21 protein-coding genes are annotated in these 17,864 nt (G+C 42.3%); 3 read left to right on the top strand and 18 right to left on the bottom strand.

Annotated elements, in window-relative coordinates; genetic code table 11:
• The 3 genes from QM629_RS14035 to QM629_RS14045 form a co-directional block, all read right to left on the bottom strand.
• Positions 1–1,313, bottom strand: a 1,313-nt coding sequence (locus tag QM629_RS14035) for a sugar MFS transporter (protein ID WP_415160514.1), incomplete at its 3' end; no start/stop codon positions are given.
• A 77-nt stretch (positions 1,314–1,390) separates the two neighbouring features.
• Entirely contained in the window at positions 1,391–1,930 is a 540-nt protein-coding gene (locus tag QM629_RS14040; RefSeq protein WP_415160515.1) for a D-lyxose/D-mannose family sugar isomerase, read from the bottom strand.
• A gap of 27 nt (positions 1,931–1,957) precedes the next feature.
• The gene (locus tag QM629_RS14045; protein ID WP_415160516.1) at positions 1,958–3,082 is read right to left on the bottom strand and encodes a Gfo/Idh/MocA family protein; all 1,125 of its coding nucleotides are present in this window, start codon (positions 3,080–3,082) and stop codon (positions 1,958–1,960) included.
• Between the two features lie 176 nt (positions 3,083–3,258).
• On the opposite strand from QM629_RS14045, the gene QM629_RS14050 reads away from it, so the two are divergent.
• The 3 genes from QM629_RS14050 to QM629_RS14060 all read left to right on the top strand — a co-directional run bounded on the left by QM629_RS14050 (position 3,259) and on the right by QM629_RS14060 (position 5,511).
• Positions 3,259–3,969 (top strand): GntR family transcriptional regulator, encoded by a 711-nt coding sequence (locus QM629_RS14050; RefSeq protein WP_415160517.1) that lies wholly within the window; start codon positions 3,259–3,261, stop codon positions 3,967–3,969.
• Between the two features lie 110 nt (positions 3,970–4,079).
• Positions 4,080–4,547: an NUDIX hydrolase gene (locus QM629_RS14055; protein WP_415160518.1), complete on the top strand. Its 468-nt coding sequence runs from the start codon at positions 4,080–4,082 to the stop codon at positions 4,545–4,547.
• Positions 4,548–4,557: 10 nt separating this feature from the next.
• On the top strand, positions 4,558–5,511 hold the full coding sequence (locus QM629_RS14060) for a ring-cleaving dioxygenase (protein ID WP_415160519.1): 954 nt from the start codon (positions 4,558–4,560) through the stop codon (positions 5,509–5,511).
• 65 nt (positions 5,512–5,576) lie between these two features.
• Here QM629_RS14060 and QM629_RS14065 read toward each other — a convergent pair whose 3' ends face one another.
• The 15 genes from QM629_RS14065 to QM629_RS14135 form a co-directional block, all read right to left on the bottom strand.
• On the bottom strand, positions 5,577–6,323 hold the full coding sequence (locus QM629_RS14065; protein WP_415160520.1) for a thiamine pyrophosphate-dependent enzyme: 747 nt from the start codon (positions 6,321–6,323) through the stop codon (positions 5,577–5,579).
• Positions 6,290–7,111 carry a hypothetical protein gene (locus QM629_RS14070; RefSeq protein ID WP_415160521.1) on the bottom strand — a complete coding sequence of 274 codons (822 nt, stop codon included), beginning with the start codon at positions 7,109–7,111 and terminating at the stop codon, positions 6,290–6,292. Before QM629_RS14070 ends, QM629_RS14065 begins: the two co-directional genes overlap by 34 nt.
• On the bottom strand, positions 7,072–7,314 hold the full coding sequence (locus QM629_RS14075) for a thiamine pyrophosphate-binding protein (protein WP_415160522.1): 243 nt from the start codon (positions 7,312–7,314) through the stop codon (positions 7,072–7,074). Before QM629_RS14075 ends, QM629_RS14070 begins: the two co-directional genes overlap by 40 nt.
• 182 nt (positions 7,315–7,496) lie before the next feature.
• Positions 7,497–7,910 carry a response regulator gene (locus QM629_RS14080; protein ID WP_415160523.1) on the bottom strand — a complete coding sequence of 138 codons (414 nt, stop codon included), beginning with the start codon at positions 7,908–7,910 and terminating at the stop codon, positions 7,497–7,499.
• A gap of 335 nt (positions 7,911–8,245) precedes the next feature.
• Positions 8,246–9,640, bottom strand: a complete 1,395-nt coding sequence (locus QM629_RS14085; protein ID WP_415160524.1) for an NADH-quinone oxidoreductase subunit N — start codon at positions 9,638–9,640, stop codon at positions 8,246–8,248.
• 38 nt (positions 9,641–9,678) lie between these two features.
• Complete coding sequence (locus QM629_RS14090) at positions 9,679–11,106, bottom strand: complex I subunit 4 family protein (protein ID WP_415160525.1); 1,428 nt, start codon at positions 11,104–11,106, stop codon at positions 9,679–9,681.
• A 6-nt stretch (positions 11,107–11,112) separates the two neighbouring features.
• On the bottom strand, positions 11,113–13,011 hold the full coding sequence (gene nuoL, locus QM629_RS14095) for an NADH-quinone oxidoreductase subunit L (RefSeq protein WP_415160526.1): 1,899 nt from the start codon (positions 13,009–13,011) through the stop codon (positions 11,113–11,115).
• Positions 13,012–13,116: 105 nt separating this feature from the next.
• Positions 13,117–13,470, bottom strand: coding sequence for an NADH-quinone oxidoreductase subunit NuoK (gene nuoK, locus QM629_RS14100; protein WP_415160527.1), 354 nt, complete (start codon positions 13,468–13,470; stop codon positions 13,117–13,119).
• Between the two features lie 70 nt (positions 13,471–13,540).
• The gene (locus QM629_RS14105) at positions 13,541–14,044 is read right to left on the bottom strand and encodes an NADH-quinone oxidoreductase subunit J (RefSeq protein WP_415160528.1); all 504 of its coding nucleotides are present in this window, start codon (positions 14,042–14,044) and stop codon (positions 13,541–13,543) included.
• Positions 14,045–14,048: 4 nt separating this feature from the next.
• The gene (nuoI, locus tag QM629_RS14110) at positions 14,049–14,603 is read right to left on the bottom strand and encodes an NADH-quinone oxidoreductase subunit NuoI (protein ID WP_415160529.1); all 555 of its coding nucleotides are present in this window, start codon (positions 14,601–14,603) and stop codon (positions 14,049–14,051) included.
• A gap of 150 nt (positions 14,604–14,753) precedes the next feature.
• A complete protein-coding gene (locus QM629_RS14115; protein ID WP_415160530.1) occupies positions 14,754–15,011 on the bottom strand; it encodes a hypothetical protein in 258 nt (85 codons plus the stop codon).
• Positions 14,996–16,045 carry an NADH-quinone oxidoreductase subunit NuoH gene (gene nuoH, locus QM629_RS14120; protein WP_415160572.1) on the bottom strand — a complete coding sequence of 350 codons (1,050 nt, stop codon included), beginning with the start codon at positions 16,043–16,045 and terminating at the stop codon, positions 14,996–14,998. The genes QM629_RS14115 and nuoH overlap by 16 nt, the downstream gene beginning before the upstream one ends.
• Positions 16,045–16,392, bottom strand: coding sequence for a DUF86 domain-containing protein (locus QM629_RS14125; RefSeq protein ID WP_415160531.1), 348 nt, complete (start codon positions 16,390–16,392; stop codon positions 16,045–16,047). The genes nuoH and QM629_RS14125 overlap by 1 nt, the downstream gene beginning before the upstream one ends.
• Positions 16,382–16,678, bottom strand: a complete 297-nt coding sequence (locus QM629_RS14130) for a nucleotidyltransferase family protein (protein ID WP_415160532.1) — start codon at positions 16,676–16,678, stop codon at positions 16,382–16,384. The genes QM629_RS14125 and QM629_RS14130 overlap by 11 nt, the downstream gene beginning before the upstream one ends.
• The gene (locus tag QM629_RS14135; RefSeq protein WP_415160533.1) at positions 16,678–17,826 is read right to left on the bottom strand and encodes a 2Fe-2S iron-sulfur cluster-binding protein; all 1,149 of its coding nucleotides are present in this window, start codon (positions 17,824–17,826) and stop codon (positions 16,678–16,680) included. The genes QM629_RS14130 and QM629_RS14135 overlap by 1 nt, the downstream gene beginning before the upstream one ends.
• Positions 17,827–17,864 lie beyond the last annotated feature (38 nt).

Here is a 17,864-nt window from a genome sequence, read left to right on the forward strand (position 1 = left end):
CCCTGCAGCAACGGAATTAAAGCGCCGCCCAGGATGGCCATAATAAGCAGCGAGGAGCCCTGGTTAGTATGTTTACCTAACCCGGATATGGATAAGGTAAAAATATTGGACCACATAATGGAGTTAAACAGTCCCACACTTAAAATCGCCCACATAGCCAGCTTACCATCGCTGTACATACAAATTGCCACCAGCGCTATATTGATCAACGCAAATAATAATAAGGTACGGGCCGGTGCGGAACGGCCGGCGATAAAGGCCAGGAGATTGATGATAAGAAAAATAATAAAAGAAGCAACGGAGGTAAAAGGAAGGCTAATCATACGGAAAATAATCCCAAAAACGGCAACTGCTGTAAGCGCCATATACATTATTTTCTTTGCGCCTGAAAGCTGCCGGTTTAACGAGATAGCTCCCAAAAACCGACCGATCATTGCCCCTCCCCAATATATGGCCAGGTAGTTTTTGCCTGCCGGCTCCGGCAGGTTCATGATGTTTGCCTGCTTCAGCAGGCTGATCATAAGGCTGCCAATGGCCACTTCTGCACCTACGTAGCAAAAGATACCAAATACACCCAGCCGCAGCTGAGGAAAGCTCCAGGCGCCAAGCCCTTTTTTTTCTGCTGTTTCCGATTTAAAAACCGGCAGCCTGATGATGCAGATCAGTATCGCTGCCGCTACAAAAACAACGGCAAAAACCAGGTAAGGCAGTTTGCTTGATCCAGCAGTAACGGATTCATGTGTGCTGCCAAAAATAAGCACGCCGCCAATGATGGGCGCCATAGTTGTTCCTAAAGAATTGAATGCCTGTGCCAGGTTAAGCCGGCTTGATGCACCTTCCGGCGCGCCCAATAAAGCAACATATACATTCGCCGTAATCTGCAGCAGCGTAAAGCCAAGCCCCAAAATAAATAAGGCAGCGAGAAAAATCCAGTAAGCAGAAAATATGGTTGCGGGATAAAATAACAGGCAGCCTGCAACTGAAATAAATAATCCGGCAACAATTCCTTTTTTATACCCGATCTTATTAATTGCATCTCCCCTGTAATAAGACACCAGGAAGTATATCAGCGAGCCGGTAAAATAAGCCCCGAAAAAACAAAACTGCACCAACATGGATTGCAGGTAATTGAGCTGAAATAATATTTTTAAATGAGGTATCAGTATATCGTTCATGCAGGTAATAAAACCCCACATAAAAAAGAGCGTGATAAGAGCAGACAATGGCACGCGATAGTTGCCGGAAAATTGTATTTTCCCCGCAACATTTACGGCTTCCTTATCAGGCAGGATCGCTTCCTGTGTTGTATTCATTTAATGGCAGGTTTAAACCGTTAAAAATTTTTCTAAATAAGCAAGCATTATAGTAATCAGGAAAAGTTATTGATAGTTTAATCTTCTATCACATTACTAAACCTTCCAATGTCAGGATTGGAAAAGAAATTATCATTTACATCATCGTTTGCCGTGGAGACTTCGCCGATCATACATTCATCCGAAACAGGAAAAAATTCATGCCACAGGTGAGAAGGGATGGTAATGCGCTCGCCGGGAGCAAGTTCAATTTCAGCGCCCGATTGTAGCTTTTGAAACTGTCCATTAATCTTAACCTCAATCAGATCATCTTTGCCCTGCACGGCCGGATCTTCCCGCCAGAGAATGATTGCCAGTTTGCCTGCACGGCAAATAATATCCTCTTTTTTCTTTTTATGGCAGTGTGCAGGTGTACGTTGCTGCCTGGTTGCATACATGATCTTTTCGCAATATTCTGCTTCCTCTGCCAGATTTACCAATACCAATCCGCAGGTCTTAAAATCCCCAAGCCCAAAGTCGGTAATGTCCCATTCAGGCGCAGGCGGCAAGACCCAGCCGCATTGATCGAAAAAGTTTTTAGCGGAGGCTATTGCCCTGTTCATTTCAGATCTTTTCATATAGTAACATTATAGCTTAACGCCTGTTTACAACACTTCAACTACCGATTGTGTAAGATGCGATTGAAGGGCTGCAGCAAACACCTTGTGACTATCTACTGCTTCGGCGGGCGTAACACATCCAAAACGATCCTGAAGCGCTCCCTCCCGTTCCGCTATATAAGCAGCCAGCATCTGCATAAAACAATCGGTGAACCCTGCTTCAAAAATACCGCTCGTAATAACCGGGAATGCTGTCTGGAAACCAAGGTCTGCCCGTTGCCAGGTTTGCTCTTTTTGCCGGTTAAAGGCCCAGAAAGCTTTTGTGTCTTTTGTGCTGTATCTTGCCCCGCCTTCAGTACCTAACACTTCAATATACCAGGTATTGGTTTCCCCCGGCGCCAGGCGCTTCATTTCCAGCAGCATGGGAACCGCTTCGCCGCCAATAGTCACCCTGCACTGAAGCGTAGCATTATTCCAGGTATCGCAGGGCACGCTGTTGCCTTTTCCATCAGGCCGCTCGTGAATAATCTTTTGCAGATGTGCATACACAGCAGCCGGCTTCCAGCCAAGCCTTAATGGTACATGCAGCACATGCATGCCCAGATCGGCCATCACTCCGATCTCACCGCAATACTTTGCCTGGCGTTTCCAGTTAATAGGCTTCATAGGATCCATATCGCTTGAATGCAGGAAGCCGGCTTTTATTTCTATAATTTTTCCCAGCCTGCCAGACCGCACTTCCTGTATTACGCGCTGCGCACCGGGCAGAAAGGGCATTTCAGAACTGCATCGCACAAACCGGCCCAGGCGGCCAGCCTCTGCCTGTATTGCCATTGCGGCATCCAGGTTTATGCCAAAAGGTTTTTCCGCCAGCAGGTCTTTACCCGATTGCAATACCGCCGTATATACTTCTTTATGTAAATGATGCGGTACTGCTGCATAGACCACATCAATATTTTTATCTGCCAGTAAAACCGTATAGTCTGTGGTTTTCAGTGTTACGGTGGCTACCTTGTCATACCAGGACAAAACCGATTCGTTCAAATCGCAGACCGCTTTTAACTGGGGATAAACAGGCGAATCGTTCAAAACAAACCATCTTGCAAAGGCGCTGGCCGCTTCTTTTCCCATCAGCCCACCGCCTATTATGCCAATATTTACATTCCTCATTCTTAAAATATTAAATGATTTTTTCCGGTCGGATACCGGCAAGCCCGTTCCTGCTTCGTTAGCCGGGCAAAGATAAATGTTTTTTTCAAACTTGTATATACAAGTTTGTCTTTTCTTATTTTTTCCTTGTTTCAATAAATTTCTTTCTTTTGTACTGCAAGTTTGTTGCAATTACCATGAAAAGAAAATTGCCAATTTACCGTCAGTTATACCTGGATATTAAAAAAGACATTGATGCCGGGAAATATAAAGCGGGAGACATGCTTCCTTCGGAAAATGACCTGTGCGCATCCTACAATATCACCCGTCTTACGGTTCGGCAGGCTTTAAAAGAATTAAAAGTACGGGGATATATAGCAAGCCAGCATGGTAAAGGAAGCATTGTGCAGGAACCCAAGAAAGGCCTTGGCATTTTGTCAATCGGAGGCATTACGGCAGCCATAGGAAACAAAAGCCTGTCAACAATAATTATTAAGAAACCAATTACCGGGAAATGGCCCGGTGCCTTTTTTTATGAGCTCAGTGAGCAGGAAAAGAAAGCTGGCTGTGTATCTTTTATCAGGGTGCGTTCTGTAGATCACATTCCTATTGTATATGAAGAAACCTTTCTTGCTAATTCAGGCATAAAAAATTTTGTGCGCGTTAATCTTGAAAATGCTTCGCTTTTCAATACACTTCATAATAAATACCAGATAGATATTAAAGGTGGTGAACAAAAAATATGGGCGGTAGGCGCTGATAAGATCCGGGCGAAATACCTGAAAGTGAAAGAAGGAAGCCCGCTTGTTCACATGAAAAGAAAACTGGTTACTACCAGTAACGGCCTTAATATCTATTCTTCTTTATACTGTAATTCCGAAGAATTTTATTTGCAGGATTATTTTTAGCCTGCCTGCGGCGCAGGTTTTAGCAGAAACGGGAACGGCCATATTAAACCGTCACAGAATGGTAGTGCCCAAATTTGCCTGGTATTTGTATATCTCTGTATTTTTAACACATGGCAATAAGCAGATACACGGTTCGCGTTTATGGCATTTTACTGGATGATGATAAAAGAATTTTAGTGAGCGATGAATTTATACGCGGTGATTATTTTACCAAGTTTCCCGGCGGCGGGCTTGAAGTGGGCGAAGGCACAAGGGACTGCTTGAAACGGGAGTTTAAGGAAGAAACCGGGCTTGACGTAACGGTGGGCGATCACATTTATACAACCGATTATTTTCAGCCTTCGGCATTTAATGCCAATGACCAGATAATTTCAATTTATTATTTTGTGCGGGCGGAAGGCCTGAACAACCTGCAGGTGAAAACAAAGGTTTTTGATTTTGAGCTGCATCAGATTGCCGACCCGCAGGGCCAGAGCGAAGTATTGAGATGGATTGAATGGAATGACCTTACAGAAGAATCGGTATCGCTGCCGATAGATAAAATTATTGTGCACATATTGAAAAACACTTACCAATAAAACTACTTGTATGGAAGGCTTAATAACCGGGATACACCACGTAACGGCGCTTGCCGGCAACCCGCAAAAAAATATTGATTTTTATGCAGGCATTTTAGGGCTGCGGCTTGTAAAGAAAACCGTAAACTTTGATGCGCCCGAAATATATCATTTTTATTATGGCGATGAGACAGGGCTTCCCGGCAGCATACTTACTTTTTTTCCTTATGGCGATATTGCCAAAGGCCGTCATGGCAAGGGCATGCTGAATACCACAACTTTTTCTGTGCATCTATCTTCATTTAATTATTGGCAGGAGCGGCTAAAAAAATTCAACGTTCATTTTAAACAGCCACAACAGCGGTTTAATAAAGAAGCCTTTATTTATTTTGAAGATGAAGACGGGCTGGGGCTTGAACTGGTGTTTAATGATACAGATGTGCGTAAAGGTTTTACTTACGGGCATATCCCGGCTGAACATTCGATAAAGGGTTTTTATAATGTAGAGATATGGGAAGAGGGCTACGAAAGAACGGCAGCTTTACTTACCGAACAGTTAGACCACAAGCTCATAGACGAACAAAGCAACCGTTTTCGCTTTGCCGCCCGGGATTCGCCCGGCAATTATGTTGATATAATTTGTGCGCCGGATAGCTTGCGCGGGCTGGGCGGCAATGGTACGGTTCATCATATTGCATTTGCAACAGCCAATAAACAGTCGCAGGAAACGGTGCGTGAAAAAATTTCACAACGCATGTTAAACCCCTCTCCCATTCTCGACAGGCAATATTTTACTTCCATTTATTTCAGGGAGCCGGGCGGGGTTTTGTTTGAAGTAGCAACTGCTGAGCCGGGCTTTGCTATAGATGAAGACAAAGCTCATTTAGGCGAAGCATTAAAATTGCCGGAATGGTATGAGCCGCACCGTAAAATAATTGAAGAGGCTGTAACGCCTGTAAGCTTTAATGCGGATAAGTTTGCATAAAGAATTTTTTTGCAGTAAACCGGCCAAACCCCCTTGCGGGCCAACCGTGGCATCCAAAACTTATGCTAAAGCACGTCCTTTATGTGTTTATAATTGCTTTTAATAATATCCATCACTTCTTTAAAATCTCCATTCAGCATCATTTTGCCCATAGATGTTGCCATGCCTTTCAACTGGGAAAATTCAATCTTTGGCGGCATGGCCAGTGAATCCGGATTGGTAAAAATATTCACCAGCACAGGCTCATTTAATCCCAATGCTGTATTCAGCACAGTTTCTACATCATCAGGGGATTCTATAGTAAAGTTTTTCATGCCCATGGCTTCGGCAACCTTTGCAAAATCAGGATTGTACATATCTGTTTGCCAGTTGGGCAAACCATCAACCTGCATCTCCAGCCTTACCATGCCTGATGAACGATTGTTGAATACGATAATTTTTATCGGCAGTTTATATTGAACAACCGTTGCGAGGTCGCCGAGCATCATTGATAAACCACCATCGCCGCAAAGCGCAATAACCTGCTGATGCGGCCTTGCCAGTGCAGCGCCTATAGCCTGCGGCAAAGCATTCGCCATTGAGCCATGGCTGAATGAACCAAGTAATATACGTTTGCCGGTGGCGTGCAGGTACCTTGCGCCCCAAACACAGCACATGCCGGTATCAACTGTAAAAACAGCATCATCATTTGCGAGGTCATTTATTGTTGCCGCCACAAACTCCGGGGAAATGGTATGTTCTCCGCCCCTGTCGTTCACATAGGTTTGTAAAGATTTTTTTACATCTTCATATTTCTCAAGCTGCTTTTGCAAAAAGCTATCATCTTTTTTTGCTGAATAAGCGGCAGCAAAGCCTGCAGGGTATCATTTATATTACCAGCCAGGCCTATGGAAACTTTTGCTTTGCGGCCAAGGCGCTCGGCGCGTTTATCAACCTGTATAATTTCCAGGCCATCCGGCATAAATTGTTTATAGGGAAAATCCGTTCCCAGCAACAATAATAATTCAGAATGATGCATGGCATAAAATGCTGATGGCAGGCCTAACAAGCCTGTCATGCCTATTTCATAGGGATTATTATATTGTATCGCCATTTTGCCTCTGAAAGAATAAGCCACAGGCGCTTTTAATAAGCCTGCCAGTTTAACCACTTCGTCATGCGCTTCGCCGGCGCCCCATCCGCAATAAATGGTAATTTTTGAAGCTGCATTCAGTTTGCCGGCTAATGCGGCTATGTCATTATCTGCAGGGCGGAAAACCGTTTGTTGTTTTAAAAGGAATTTGGCCGTACTGCTTTCCTCGGCATCGCTTTTTGTAAGATCGCCGGGCAGGCCCAATACTGCCACTTCGCTCCTGCTATAAGCATGTTGCAACGCTGCCTGTAACATGCGCGGGAACTGTTTTGGTGTAGTGGCTATTTCATTATAACCACTGCAATCTGCAAATAGTTTTATGGTATTGGTTTCCTGGAAAAAACCCATTCCAAATTCATCGCTTGCACAGGTAGAAGCAATGGCAAGCACCGGCACATTGCTTCGCTGCGCTTCGTATAAACCATTAATTAAATGAATATATGCCCCGGCCCGCTGCTGCCTGCACAACAGGCTATGCCATTGAGCTCAGCTTCCGCGGCGGCAGCAAATGCACCGGTTTCTTCGTGCCGTACATGCACCCACTGAACGTTGCCATTTCTGCGAACAGCATCATTCACTTCATTAAGGCTATCGCCAGTTACAGCATAAATGCGCTTAATACCAGCCTGTTCTATAACTTCAACCAACTGATCAGCTACTGTTCCTGCCATGGTTATTTCATTTTTAACTGAAAGTAATAAATAAGACCATTAAAAACATTAACTGTTTTAAGAACAGAGCAAGGTTAAAGTAACATAGAAAGCGTTTTAACGGTTTGCCAAACGGTAATGTAATGAATTTTGTTTTTAAGGCCGGCTATCACTTCAGGCTGTTCAAAATTGTAAACAGCTTCTCAGCAAAGCTTTAGAAAATGCTGTGATTTATTAAGGTGTTTGGCGGTTATTTCTTTTAGGTAACGGGCGGTTAACGGTTTTACTATAAAACCGCTTATCCTGCTTTTGGAAATGAGGTTGTAATCATAAGCAGACATACTGGATGAAAGCACATACACAGGTATCTGGATATTATCCTTCTGCTGCCACTCTTCAAACCATCTTATAAATTCCGGGCCGTCCATTACTGACATGCATAAATCAACAAAAATGATATCCGGCAAACAAGGCTTATTTTGCAATAAAAATTCTTTGGCCTGTTCGCCATTATTTTTTGCAATAACTTCGGATGCAAAACCTGAAACAGTTATAAGGCGTTCATAAATGGTAATTACCATTGCGTCATCATCAACTAAGAGTACTTTTCGGAACACAGGCATAAATAAGTTTGATGTTTAAAAGGTTTGTTAGTTTTCGCTGCCGCATTTTCGTTTTTCCGGTAAGCTTCTTGCCCATCTTGCGTTGCTAAAATTAACTATCCTTTTTATCAATTTTTAAACCATACTCATGTGCTAAACACATTTTTAATTTAAAGTTTAACATTAGTCGCAAAATATTACAATCCCGGTACGCGATTAATATCTGCGAAAAAGTTAACAAATTTCTTTCTATACAGAATAAGTGTCTTTGCGGATTTAGGGTTTAAAACCTGAATAATAAATTTTTCACTTTTTAGAAAGATCAAAAGGGGGAAATGGCGACGCTTGCATCAGAAATATAACCAGCTAAATATAACCTGGGGAAAAGCTCCGATAATAATAATAATGGCAGCAAGAACAATCAGGCCCAGTTTAAAGCCTGCAGTGATGTTTTCGGTTTGAGGCTCCCCGTCTTTGAAATACATGGCCTGTATAACACGGAAATAATAATATACGCTTACAGCGGCAAATAATACGCCCAGCACAACCAGCCATGTATAAGCGCCTGTTTTAATTACTGAAGCCAGCATATAGTACTTTGCAAAAAAACCTGCAGTTAAGGGAATACCAGCCAGGGAAAGCAGGAAAATGGTATTGGCGGCAGCAAGCACCGGCTGTGTTTTACCGAGCCCGTTATATCCTTCAAATGTTACATCTTTCATTTTCACCAAAACAGAGAAAATGCCAATGGTTGCCAAACAGTATGCAGCAGCGTAAAGCAATAAGCCTTTGCCGGCATATTCATTCAGGCTGAACAATGCAAACAGCATAAACCCGGCTTGTGCAATGCTTGAGTAAGCCAGCATGCGTTTAACGCTTTGCTGGAATACGGCGGTTATATTGCCAAATAATAATGTGAGCACTATAATGATGGCGAATATCAGTTTCCAGTCTATGGCATTGGATGTGGCCACCATGCGCACATAACATAATTTTAAGAAAGCAACAAAGCCCGCTACTTTTACAATGGTTGCCATAAACGAAGTGAATACGCCCGGAGCGCCATCATATACATCGGGCGTCCAGAAATGAAAAGGCGCTGCAGATACTTTAAAACATAAGGAGACCAAAAGAAACAGCAAGCCGATTATTTCAAGAAAGGAAACGCCATGATAAAGGTTTGGCTGCGGGCGGCCTTCGGGTGATTCAAGCAAAAATGTGCCGGTGCCGCCATACATCAGTGCAATGCCCATCAGCATTAAGCCCGTTGAAAAACTGCCCATTAAAAAATATTTCAGGGCAGCTTCATTGCTTTTCAAATTGTGTTTATCACTGCCTGTAAGAACATACAGGGGTATGGTAAGAATTTCTATGCCAAGAAACAACATCAGCAGGTTATTGTAAGCGGAAAGCAAGCTAACGCCGCAAAGCACAAAAAATATCAGCGTGAAATATTCAGCGCCATGTTTGCCTAAACGTTCAATATCTTTTCCGGTAAGCAATACATAGATCAATGCAGAAGCTATGGCAATGGAATTAAATACAAGGCCAAAACGGGTATAAACAAGCATTTTTCCGGAATCAATATGAAAAATATTAATCCCATAAGTATTCATAACATTTACTGCAAGCAACAAAAGCAAACCAATGGCTGCAATATGCCTGTAAGCTGATTTATTCTTAACAAGAAAACTGCAAAACATCATTATTATGCCCCAGCCTGCTGAAAATATAATTGCGTTCATGCCCTATCCTTCTAAAGAGGAATTTAATTTTAAGAATTCTATTTAGTTATAAAAACCGTAACCGTATTGGTAAGATTAATGATCGGCTGCGGGTAAAACCCGAAGACAAACACCAAAGCTGCCAATATCGCCAATGCTGCATTTACATTAAAGCTGCTGTCGTGCGCCTGTTCTGTTAACGCAACTGTATTGCCATAAAAAATTTTCCGGATCATGCTGAGCGTATATACAGCCGCCAGTATGATGCTTATGCCTGCCACGCCTGCCATTACGGGATTGTACCTGAACAAGCCGTTGAACATAAGAAACTCGCCTGCAAATGCATTGGTTAGTGGCAATGCCACATTTGCCAGACACATCACTACAAACAATATAGCAAGCGTGGGCGCTTTTTGTGCAAGCCCGCCAAGCTCGCTGAATTTTCTTGTGCCCAATTGTTTCTCTATCACATCAGCCACTATCCATAATCCTATAATATTTACACCATGATTAAACATTTGTATCACCGCGCCCTGCATGCCCGATTGCTGTTTGGCAAATAACGCAGCGCACATTAAACCAATATGAGCAATGGATGAATAAGCAATCAGGCGCTTCATATCATCCTGCTTTATGGCAATAAGCGATGCATATAATATGCCCGTAACAGACAGGATAATAATAATTGAACTGTTGAATGATGAAGCCTGCGGAAACACCGGCAGCAACCACCGAATCACGGCAAACAAGCCCATTTTTACCATTACGCCGCTCAGCACCATGGTAAATGCCGTGGGCGATTGTTCATACGTATCGGGCTGCCAGGTATGGAATGGGAAAACCGGCATCTTGATGGCCAGGGCAATAAAGAACAGCCAGAACATCCACTGCGTTTGTGTGGCAGTTAAATTAGCGTGATAAAATGATTTCAACGCAAAAGAATGATCTGGTGTATGGAAGTAAACAAAAAGAATGGAAACCAGCATCAGCAGCGAGCCAACGAATGTATAAATAAAGAATTTGAAAGTAACCTGGATGCGTTTTTCACCGCCCCATATTGAACAAATAAAATAAGCCGGTATTAAAGCCAGTTCCCAGAAGAAATAGAAGAGCAGGGCATCCATGGAAAGAAATACACCCAGCATACCGGCCTGGCATAAAAGCATAAGGCCAAAAAATTTGCCGGCGTTTGGATAATGGTCTTTATAAACAGCTATCAAAATAACCGGCATTGAAATGGCCGTAAGCAATGATAATATTTTGCTTAACCCGTCAAGTCCCAAAGTTATCCTGCTTCCGAGATCGGGTATCCAGGACGCATCGTAATGCAAAAGATCAGCCTGCGTTGCACAAATGCCGCTTAATGCAAAGGCGAACACAATCAATGAAACAATTAAAGAGAATGCTTTAGCCGTATTTTCATTCTTAATAAACAAACTTATTAAGCCGCCAATAACCGGGATAAGTATGAGTAATAAAGCGATCATGTTAACCTAAAATATTTTTTGAAAAAAGCCGGTTATTGTTGTCTGATACCAAAACGCCAGCCACAATATTAAAATAGAAAAGATCATTAAAAGAATATACGTGCCCACTTTACCATTCTGCACCAGCCGTAATCTTCTTGATGAATACTGAATGAAAATGCCCACACCATTTACAAACCCATCAATACCTGATTTTTCAATAACATTTTTAAAGAACCCGCCAAGTGCAAGCAAGGGGTTTACAATAATGGCGTCGTATAGCTCATCAATATACCATTTATTGGCAAGCACTTTGCCTAAGCCTTCCGGTTCGCCAAGCTCCGGTTTCCTTGCATATTTTGTTAGCGCGATGATAGCGGCTAATACTGCTACGCCAACAGAGATACCCATCAATATTAATTCTGTACCATGATTAATTTCAGGTTCATGCTCTGTTGTTAATACAGGCGACAGATAATGGTGGAGTTGCTGGCCGCCGCCAAATATAGCAGGCACATTAAAGAAGCCGCCGCCAAAAGCAAGTATGGCAAGCACGATCAATGGAATGGTTATAGCCGCAGGGCTTTCGTGTAAATGATGCTTCTGTTCTTCTGTTCCGCGAAACTCTCCAAGAAAAGTGGTAGCATATAAGCGGAACATATAAAATGCCGTCATTCCTGCTCCTATTACACCCAGCGCCCAATAAACCGGGTTCTTTGCATAGGCCGCTGCAAGAATTTCATCTTTTGAAAAGAAGCCGCTGAATGGCGGAATGCCTGCAATGGCAATGCATCCAATTAAAAAAGTTATATGTGTTATGGGAAGATATTTCTTCAGGCCACCCATATAACGAATATCCTGCTGGTTATGTATGGCATGAATTACAGAACCGGCACCAAGGAATAATAATGCTTTAAAGAAAGCATGCGTCATTACATGAAATACAGAGCCAGTATAAGCGCCAACACCAAGACCCAGGAACATATAACCCAACTGGCTTACAGTGGAATAAGCCAATACTTTTTTAATATCATTTTGTCTGATGGCTATTGTTGCAGCAAACAAAGCGGTGGCAATACCAATGATCGCCACAAGGTTTTCGGCTACCGGGCTTAATGAATATAATGCGTTGCTGCGGGCAACCATATAGATACCTGCAGTAACCATGGTAGCCGCATGTATTAAAGCTGAAACCGGCGTGGGGCCGGCCATGGCATCGGGCAGCCAGGTGTATAAAGGTATCTGTGCGCTTTTACCCATTGCGCCAACAAACAGCAAAACTGTAATGCCTGTAATATCGGCCGGTGTAAGCTTTGAAATATTCGCGAAAACATCGGTATAATTTGCCGTTCCCAGTTTTGATAGCAGCCAGAAAATACCCAGTAAAAAACCAAGGTCGCCAATGCGGTTCATTACAAAGGCTTTCTTCGCCGCATAATTGTAATTTGTATTCTTAAACCAATACCCTATCAGCAAATAAGAACAAAGGCCAACGCCTTCCCATCCAATAAACATGATAACATAATTGGCGCCCAGCACCAATAAAAGCATAGAGAACACGAACAGGTTGAGATAAGCAAAATACCTTGCAAAATGATCGTTGGTCTCATCATGCATATACGATGTGGAATATACATGAATGAGAAAGCCAACACCGGTAATGATTAAGAGGAAAAGAGATGATAGCTGATCAACCTGGAAAGCAAAATCAATTTTAAAATCTGCAACATGAATAAACGGATAGAGCGGCTGAACAGCAAGAGCGCCGCCTGCCCTTACATCTAAAAATAAAATCACACTTACTATAAATGAAGCAAGCACGGCCCCACAACCAATAATACCAACAAGGCTTTTGGATAACGTGTTCCTGAAAACGCCGTTAAGCAAAAAACCTATTAAAGGAAAAAGCGGAACTAAGTAAGCCATATAAAGTCAAGCCCTCATCCCCTGAAGGGGAGTTTAATATTCTAATAAATTTAAAGTTTGTTTTCAATTCAACAACCTGCCCACCCCCTTTTAAGGCTGGGGTTTCTAATTCTTCAGCCTGTTTAAAAAATTCACATCGGTTGAATGCACATTCCTGTACATCATTACTATAATCGCCAGTCCAACGCTCACTTCTGCCGCGGCAACTACCATTATAAAAAATACGAATAACTGTGCGTCTGTGCCTGTAGTAACAGCCACAGGCGCGCCTTTGGTTTTAGTATGAACACTGCTTAATGCAAAATGCATTTTTGAAAATGCTACCAGCAAAAGATTTACCGAGTTAAGCATTAATTCAATGCACATAAAAATAATAATGGCATTCCGCCGGATCAATACGCCGGTTACGCCAATACAAAAAAGCGCTGCTGCTAAAATTATATAATATTGAATCGGCATGCCCTAAATCCCTAAAGGGACCTTTTTAATTAGTGAATTTTCCCTTGCTCCCCTTTAGGGGATGGGGGCTTTACTCTTTCTTCCCTATAACCACGGCGCCTATCATGGCGCTTAAAAACAAAATACTGCTTAGTTCAAAAGGCACTGCATAGTCTGTAAACAAAACCTTTCCCAGGTTTTGAATAAGGCCTATATCGCCTGTGTTCATTAAAACCTGGCTGGCCTTTATTTCCTGGGCAGACCGCACGGCGGATACAAACACCGTTAATAAAAGGCAGCCTGCAACCACACCTGCCAGTTTTACCAATGAATTTTTCTGAGGTTCTGTGCCGGCATTCAGGTTCATGAGCATAATCACGAATAAGAATAGCACCATTATAGCGCCGGCATATACAATTAAATTCACAATAGCGAGAAACTGCGCATTCAGCAGGATATAATGCCCGCTTATGGAAAAGAAAACCACAATAAGCCAAAGCACGCTGTGCACAGGGTTCCTGCTTATCAATACCATTAATGCACTGAACAAAGCAAGCGCACTTAAAATCCAGAATAATATTTCTGTAGCAGTCATTAGCTTATTTATTCTTTTTGCTGATTTCCCTTAAACCTTTTGCCTGTGCATATTCCTCAGGCTGTGTTATGGGATCAGGAATCAATAAATCTTTTTTATTATAAATAAAATTTTTACGGTTATATGCCGGCGGCGCATGTGTTTCTGATAAATAGATCGCATCTTTAGGACAGGCTTCTTCGCAAAAACCGCAAAAAATGCAACGCAGCATATTTATCTCATATTTGGCGGCATATTTCTCTTCACGGTATAAATGATCTTCGCCGGGCATGCGTTCTGCCGCTTCCATTGTAATGGCTTCTGCGGGGCAGGCCAATGCACACAAACCGCAGGCGGTGCACCTTTCCCTTCCCTCCTCATCACGGTTTAATATTTGCACACCACGAAATACAGGGCTGTAAGGGCGTGTTTGTTCAGGGTATTGAACTGTTGCTTTTTTCCTGAAAAAATGTTTTATCGTAATAATCATCCCGAGAAAAATATTCCATAAGTAAATACTTTCCAGGAAAGTCATTGGCTTACGGTTTACCGGTTTTGCTCTATCAGTTAATGTTGTCATTTCTAAAAGTTCAAAAGTAAAAATTCAAAACCCAAAACACAACCTTTATCAATAAAACCTTTTTAATTTTTGAATTTATTTTTTGTTTACCAGCTTCAGCATTTCACGGCATTCCGCCGCGGCGGATCACTCCCTTGTGCAGCTGATATGCTATTCAGCTTTCTCATGCTGCGCTATTAACTTTCTTTTTCTTCGTTCAGCTATCATTTTAACCACAGGAAAAATTACCAGCAATCCAATACTTATATATACCACTATATCCTGCATTGCCGGGTATAGTGATGCTAAAAAGAACCCGCCAAAAATCAATATAATCAGCACGACGCGCAGGATTTGCAACAGAACCTGTGTTCTTTTTGGCAGCGATTTATCTAAAAAAATATTCACTTTTTTTACTTGTGCAACCATAAAATAACAGCTCCGGTTATAAGCATATTTGCCAATGCCAATGGAATTAATTTTTTCCAGCCAAGGTCCATCAACTGGTCGTAGCGAAACCTTGGCACTGTCCACCTGATCCACATAAACAGGAATATAAAAAAGCCAATCTTCAGCATGAAGCAAATCAACCCTGCAAGCGCCAGCCAGTTGCCCCAACCGGTATGCGCCGCTTCATCAAAAAATGGTATATCATACCCTCCAAAAAATATGGTAGCTACAATCGCGCTGCTGATAAACATATTTACATATTCGGCAAAGAGATAAAACCCGAGCTTCATAGAAGAATATTCCTGGTGATAGCCCATGTTCAGTTCACTTTCTGCTTCGGGCAAATCAAAAGGCGTTCTGTTGCATTCAGCCAATGCACAGGTAAAGAAAATAATGAAAGCCAAAGGCTGGTACAGCACATTCCAGTGCGACGCCATCTGCTGTTCCACAATGGCTTTAAGGCTTAATGTGCCGGTCATCATTAGCACGGCGATTAAAGAAAGCCCCATTGCCAGTTCATAGCTTATTACCTGGCTGGCGCCACGCAAAGCAGCCAGCAAAGAAAATTTGTTGTTGGATGACCAGCCGCCAATCATTATTCCATACACACCCAGGCTAACCACGGCAAAAACATACAGGATACCAATGTTTATATCGGCTATTTGTAATGATACGGTCCTGCCAAACAAATTTATATCGCCGCTCCAGGGTATAACAGCAGAGGTGATCATAGCTGTAAGCATGGCCAGCGAAGGGCCAAGGATAAATAAAAGTTTATTGGAATGGCTGGGAATGATTTCTTCTTTAAAAAACAGTTTACCGCCATCTGCCAATGGCTGCAATAATCCAAACGGGCCGGCGCGGTTAGGGCCAATCCTGTCCTGCATGAAGGCTGCAATTTTCCTTTCGGCGTAGGTTTCGTACATGGCTATTACCAAAGAAGCCATTACAACAATTACAATGAGAATAAGCTTTTCCAGTAAAAGAAGCCAGTCTATGGTAAGTAAATGAATCATTCAAAATCTTTTATTACTATTTCAACAGTTTTTTTAAGATCTCCAAGTTCAGAATGTACAGTTTTCCAGATAATATCGTAGTTGATCCCAAAATATTCATGAACCACAAAATTGCGCATACCAATAATATTTTTCCATTCTATATTTTGTGCTTTAGATATAGTTTCTCCGGAAATATTATTTGATGCTTCTCCAATTATTTCAAGCCATTTAACAATTGCAATTCTAAGTACATGATTATTTACAAATTCATCAAAACTTTTATTGCCAATTGCATTTTGTATTTCATCAATTGAATCTTTTATATGAAGCAATCTTGCTTTATCACCAAGATTACTTTTCATAAATCACTATTTTATCTTTATCAATGTATGGCTTGATATGCTTGTTTTCCCAGCCATGGCTAACAATATCAACTTTCTTATTGAACAGTTGCGACAAATCATTGAACCATCCGTAATATTCCCAGGCAACCTTCGCATTTTTATCAATATCAATCAACACATCCACATCACTTTTTTCATCTGCATCGCCACGGGCGTAGGAGCCAAACAACCAAACTTTGTTTACAGGTTTATCTGCAAAAAAATCTGATATAACATTTTGTATCTGCTCTTTTGTAAGGATCATTACCTGCTTTTTTCTTCCAGTTTTTTCACATCTTCCTTATGCTCTTTATCAGCCATTGCAAAATCTTCGCTGTGTGCGGGCCCCGGAATTGCATCTAAATGTATCTCAGGTTCGTTCACTTCACTTACCGTATGAATATCCAGCATATACCTGGGCTTTGCGCCATCCATAACTTCCCGTAAAAATTCAGGCGGTTTTTCCAAACCAACATATTTATTCTGGGCAATAACAGACTGGCGGTTCACTTTAGTTGCACCTTCAATCACCCAATCGCTTGTTTTCTTTTTTTCGAAACGGCATTCATCACAAATCCAGCCAGTTTTACCATCAGAAGCAGTTGCCACTTCACCCCATTGATCTTTACGTGCCGTAACACGAAATACTTCATCGCCACGCATCCATAACCTTACTTCACCACAACATTTGGAACAGTTACGGTGCGCATCAACAGGCTTGGTAAACCATACGCGGTTTTTAAAACGGAAGGTCCTGTCCGTTAAAGCGCCAACCGGGCAAACATCAATCACATTGCCGATGAAATCATTGTCCAGGTTTTGTTCGATGTAAGTTGAAATCTGCGCATGATCGCCGCGGTCCAGCACGCCATGTTCTCTTTTATTGGTAAGCTGGTCTGCCGTAAACACACAACGGTAGCAAAGAATGCAGCGCGTCATGTGCAACTGGATATGATTGCCTAAAGTATGTTTCTCAAACGTTCTGCGCTTGAATTCGTAACGGGTTTTTTCTTTGCCATGATCGAAGCTCAGGTTCTGCAAATCACATTCACCGGCCTGGTCGCATACAGGGCAATCCAGCGGGTGATTGATTAGTAACATTTCCACCACGCCAGCCCTCGCATCAATTACACGCTGTGAAGTAATGTTTTTTACTTCCATGCCATCCATCACGGTTGTTCTGCAACTGGCAACGAGCTTTGGCATTGGGCGCGGGTCTTTCTCCGAACCTTTGCTTACTTCCACCAAACAGGTTCTGCATTTGCCGCCACTGTTCTGCAACTTTGAATAGTAGCACATAGCCGGCGGCGCTACATCACCACCAATTTTGCGGGCAGCATTCAGGATAGTTGTGCCCGGATCCACTTCAATGGTAATGTTGTCAATTGTTACTTTAAAAAGTTGATCACTCATATTATTTTCACGCAACGATACAACGATAAGCTACGAAC

Source organism: Parafilimonas sp. (assembly GCF_047606085.1).
Classification (GTDB): domain Bacteria; phylum Bacteroidota; class Bacteroidia; order Chitinophagales; family Chitinophagaceae; genus Parafilimonas.

Coding starts and splice junctions, on each gene's coding strand:
- QM629_RS14040 (WP_415160515.1), bottom strand. CDS start 1,930: ATGAAAAGATCTGAAATGAACAGGGCAATAGCCTCCGCTAAAAACTTT.
- QM629_RS14045 (WP_415160516.1), bottom strand. CDS start 3,082: ATGAGGAATGTAAATATTGGCATAATAGGCGGTGGGCTGATGGGAAAA.
- QM629_RS14050 (WP_415160517.1), top strand. CDS start 3,259: ATGAAAAGAAAATTGCCAATTTACCGTCAGTTATACCTGGATATTAAA.
- QM629_RS14055 (WP_415160518.1), top strand. CDS start 4,080: ATGGCAATAAGCAGATACACGGTTCGCGTTTATGGCATTTTACTGGAT.
- QM629_RS14060 (WP_415160519.1), top strand. CDS start 4,558: ATGGAAGGCTTAATAACCGGGATACACCACGTAACGGCGCTTGCCGGC.
- QM629_RS14075 (WP_415160522.1), bottom strand. CDS start 7,314: ATGGCAGGAACAGTAGCTGATCAGTTGGTTGAAGTTATAGAACAGGCT.
- QM629_RS14085 (WP_415160524.1), bottom strand. CDS start 9,640: ATGAACGCAATTATATTTTCAGCAGGCTGGGGCATAATAATGATGTTT.
- QM629_RS14090 (WP_415160525.1), bottom strand. CDS start 11,106: ATGATCGCTTTATTACTCATACTTATCCCGGTTATTGGCGGCTTAATA.
- nuoL (WP_415160526.1), bottom strand. CDS start 13,011: ATGGCTTACTTAGTTCCGCTTTTTCCTTTAATAGGTTTTTTGCTTAAC.
- nuoK (WP_415160527.1), bottom strand. CDS start 13,470: ATGCCGATTCAATATTATATAATTTTAGCAGCAGCGCTTTTTTGTATT.
- QM629_RS14105 (WP_415160528.1), bottom strand. CDS start 14,044: ATGACTGCTACAGAAATATTATTCTGGATTTTAAGTGCGCTTGCTTTG.
- nuoI (WP_415160529.1), bottom strand. CDS start 14,603: ATGACAACATTAACTGATAGAGCAAAACCGGTAAACCGTAAGCCAATG.
- QM629_RS14115 (WP_415160530.1), bottom strand. CDS start 15,011: ATGGTTGCACAAGTAAAAAAAGTGAATATTTTTTTAGATAAATCGCTG.
- QM629_RS14125 (WP_415160531.1), bottom strand. CDS start 16,392: ATGAAAAGTAATCTTGGTGATAAAGCAAGATTGCTTCATATAAAAGAT.
- QM629_RS14130 (WP_415160532.1), bottom strand. CDS start 16,678: ATGATCCTTACAAAAGAGCAGATACAAAATGTTATATCAGATTTTTTT.
- QM629_RS14135 (WP_415160533.1), bottom strand. CDS start 17,826: ATGAGTGATCAACTTTTTAAAGTAACAATTGACAACATTACCATTGAA.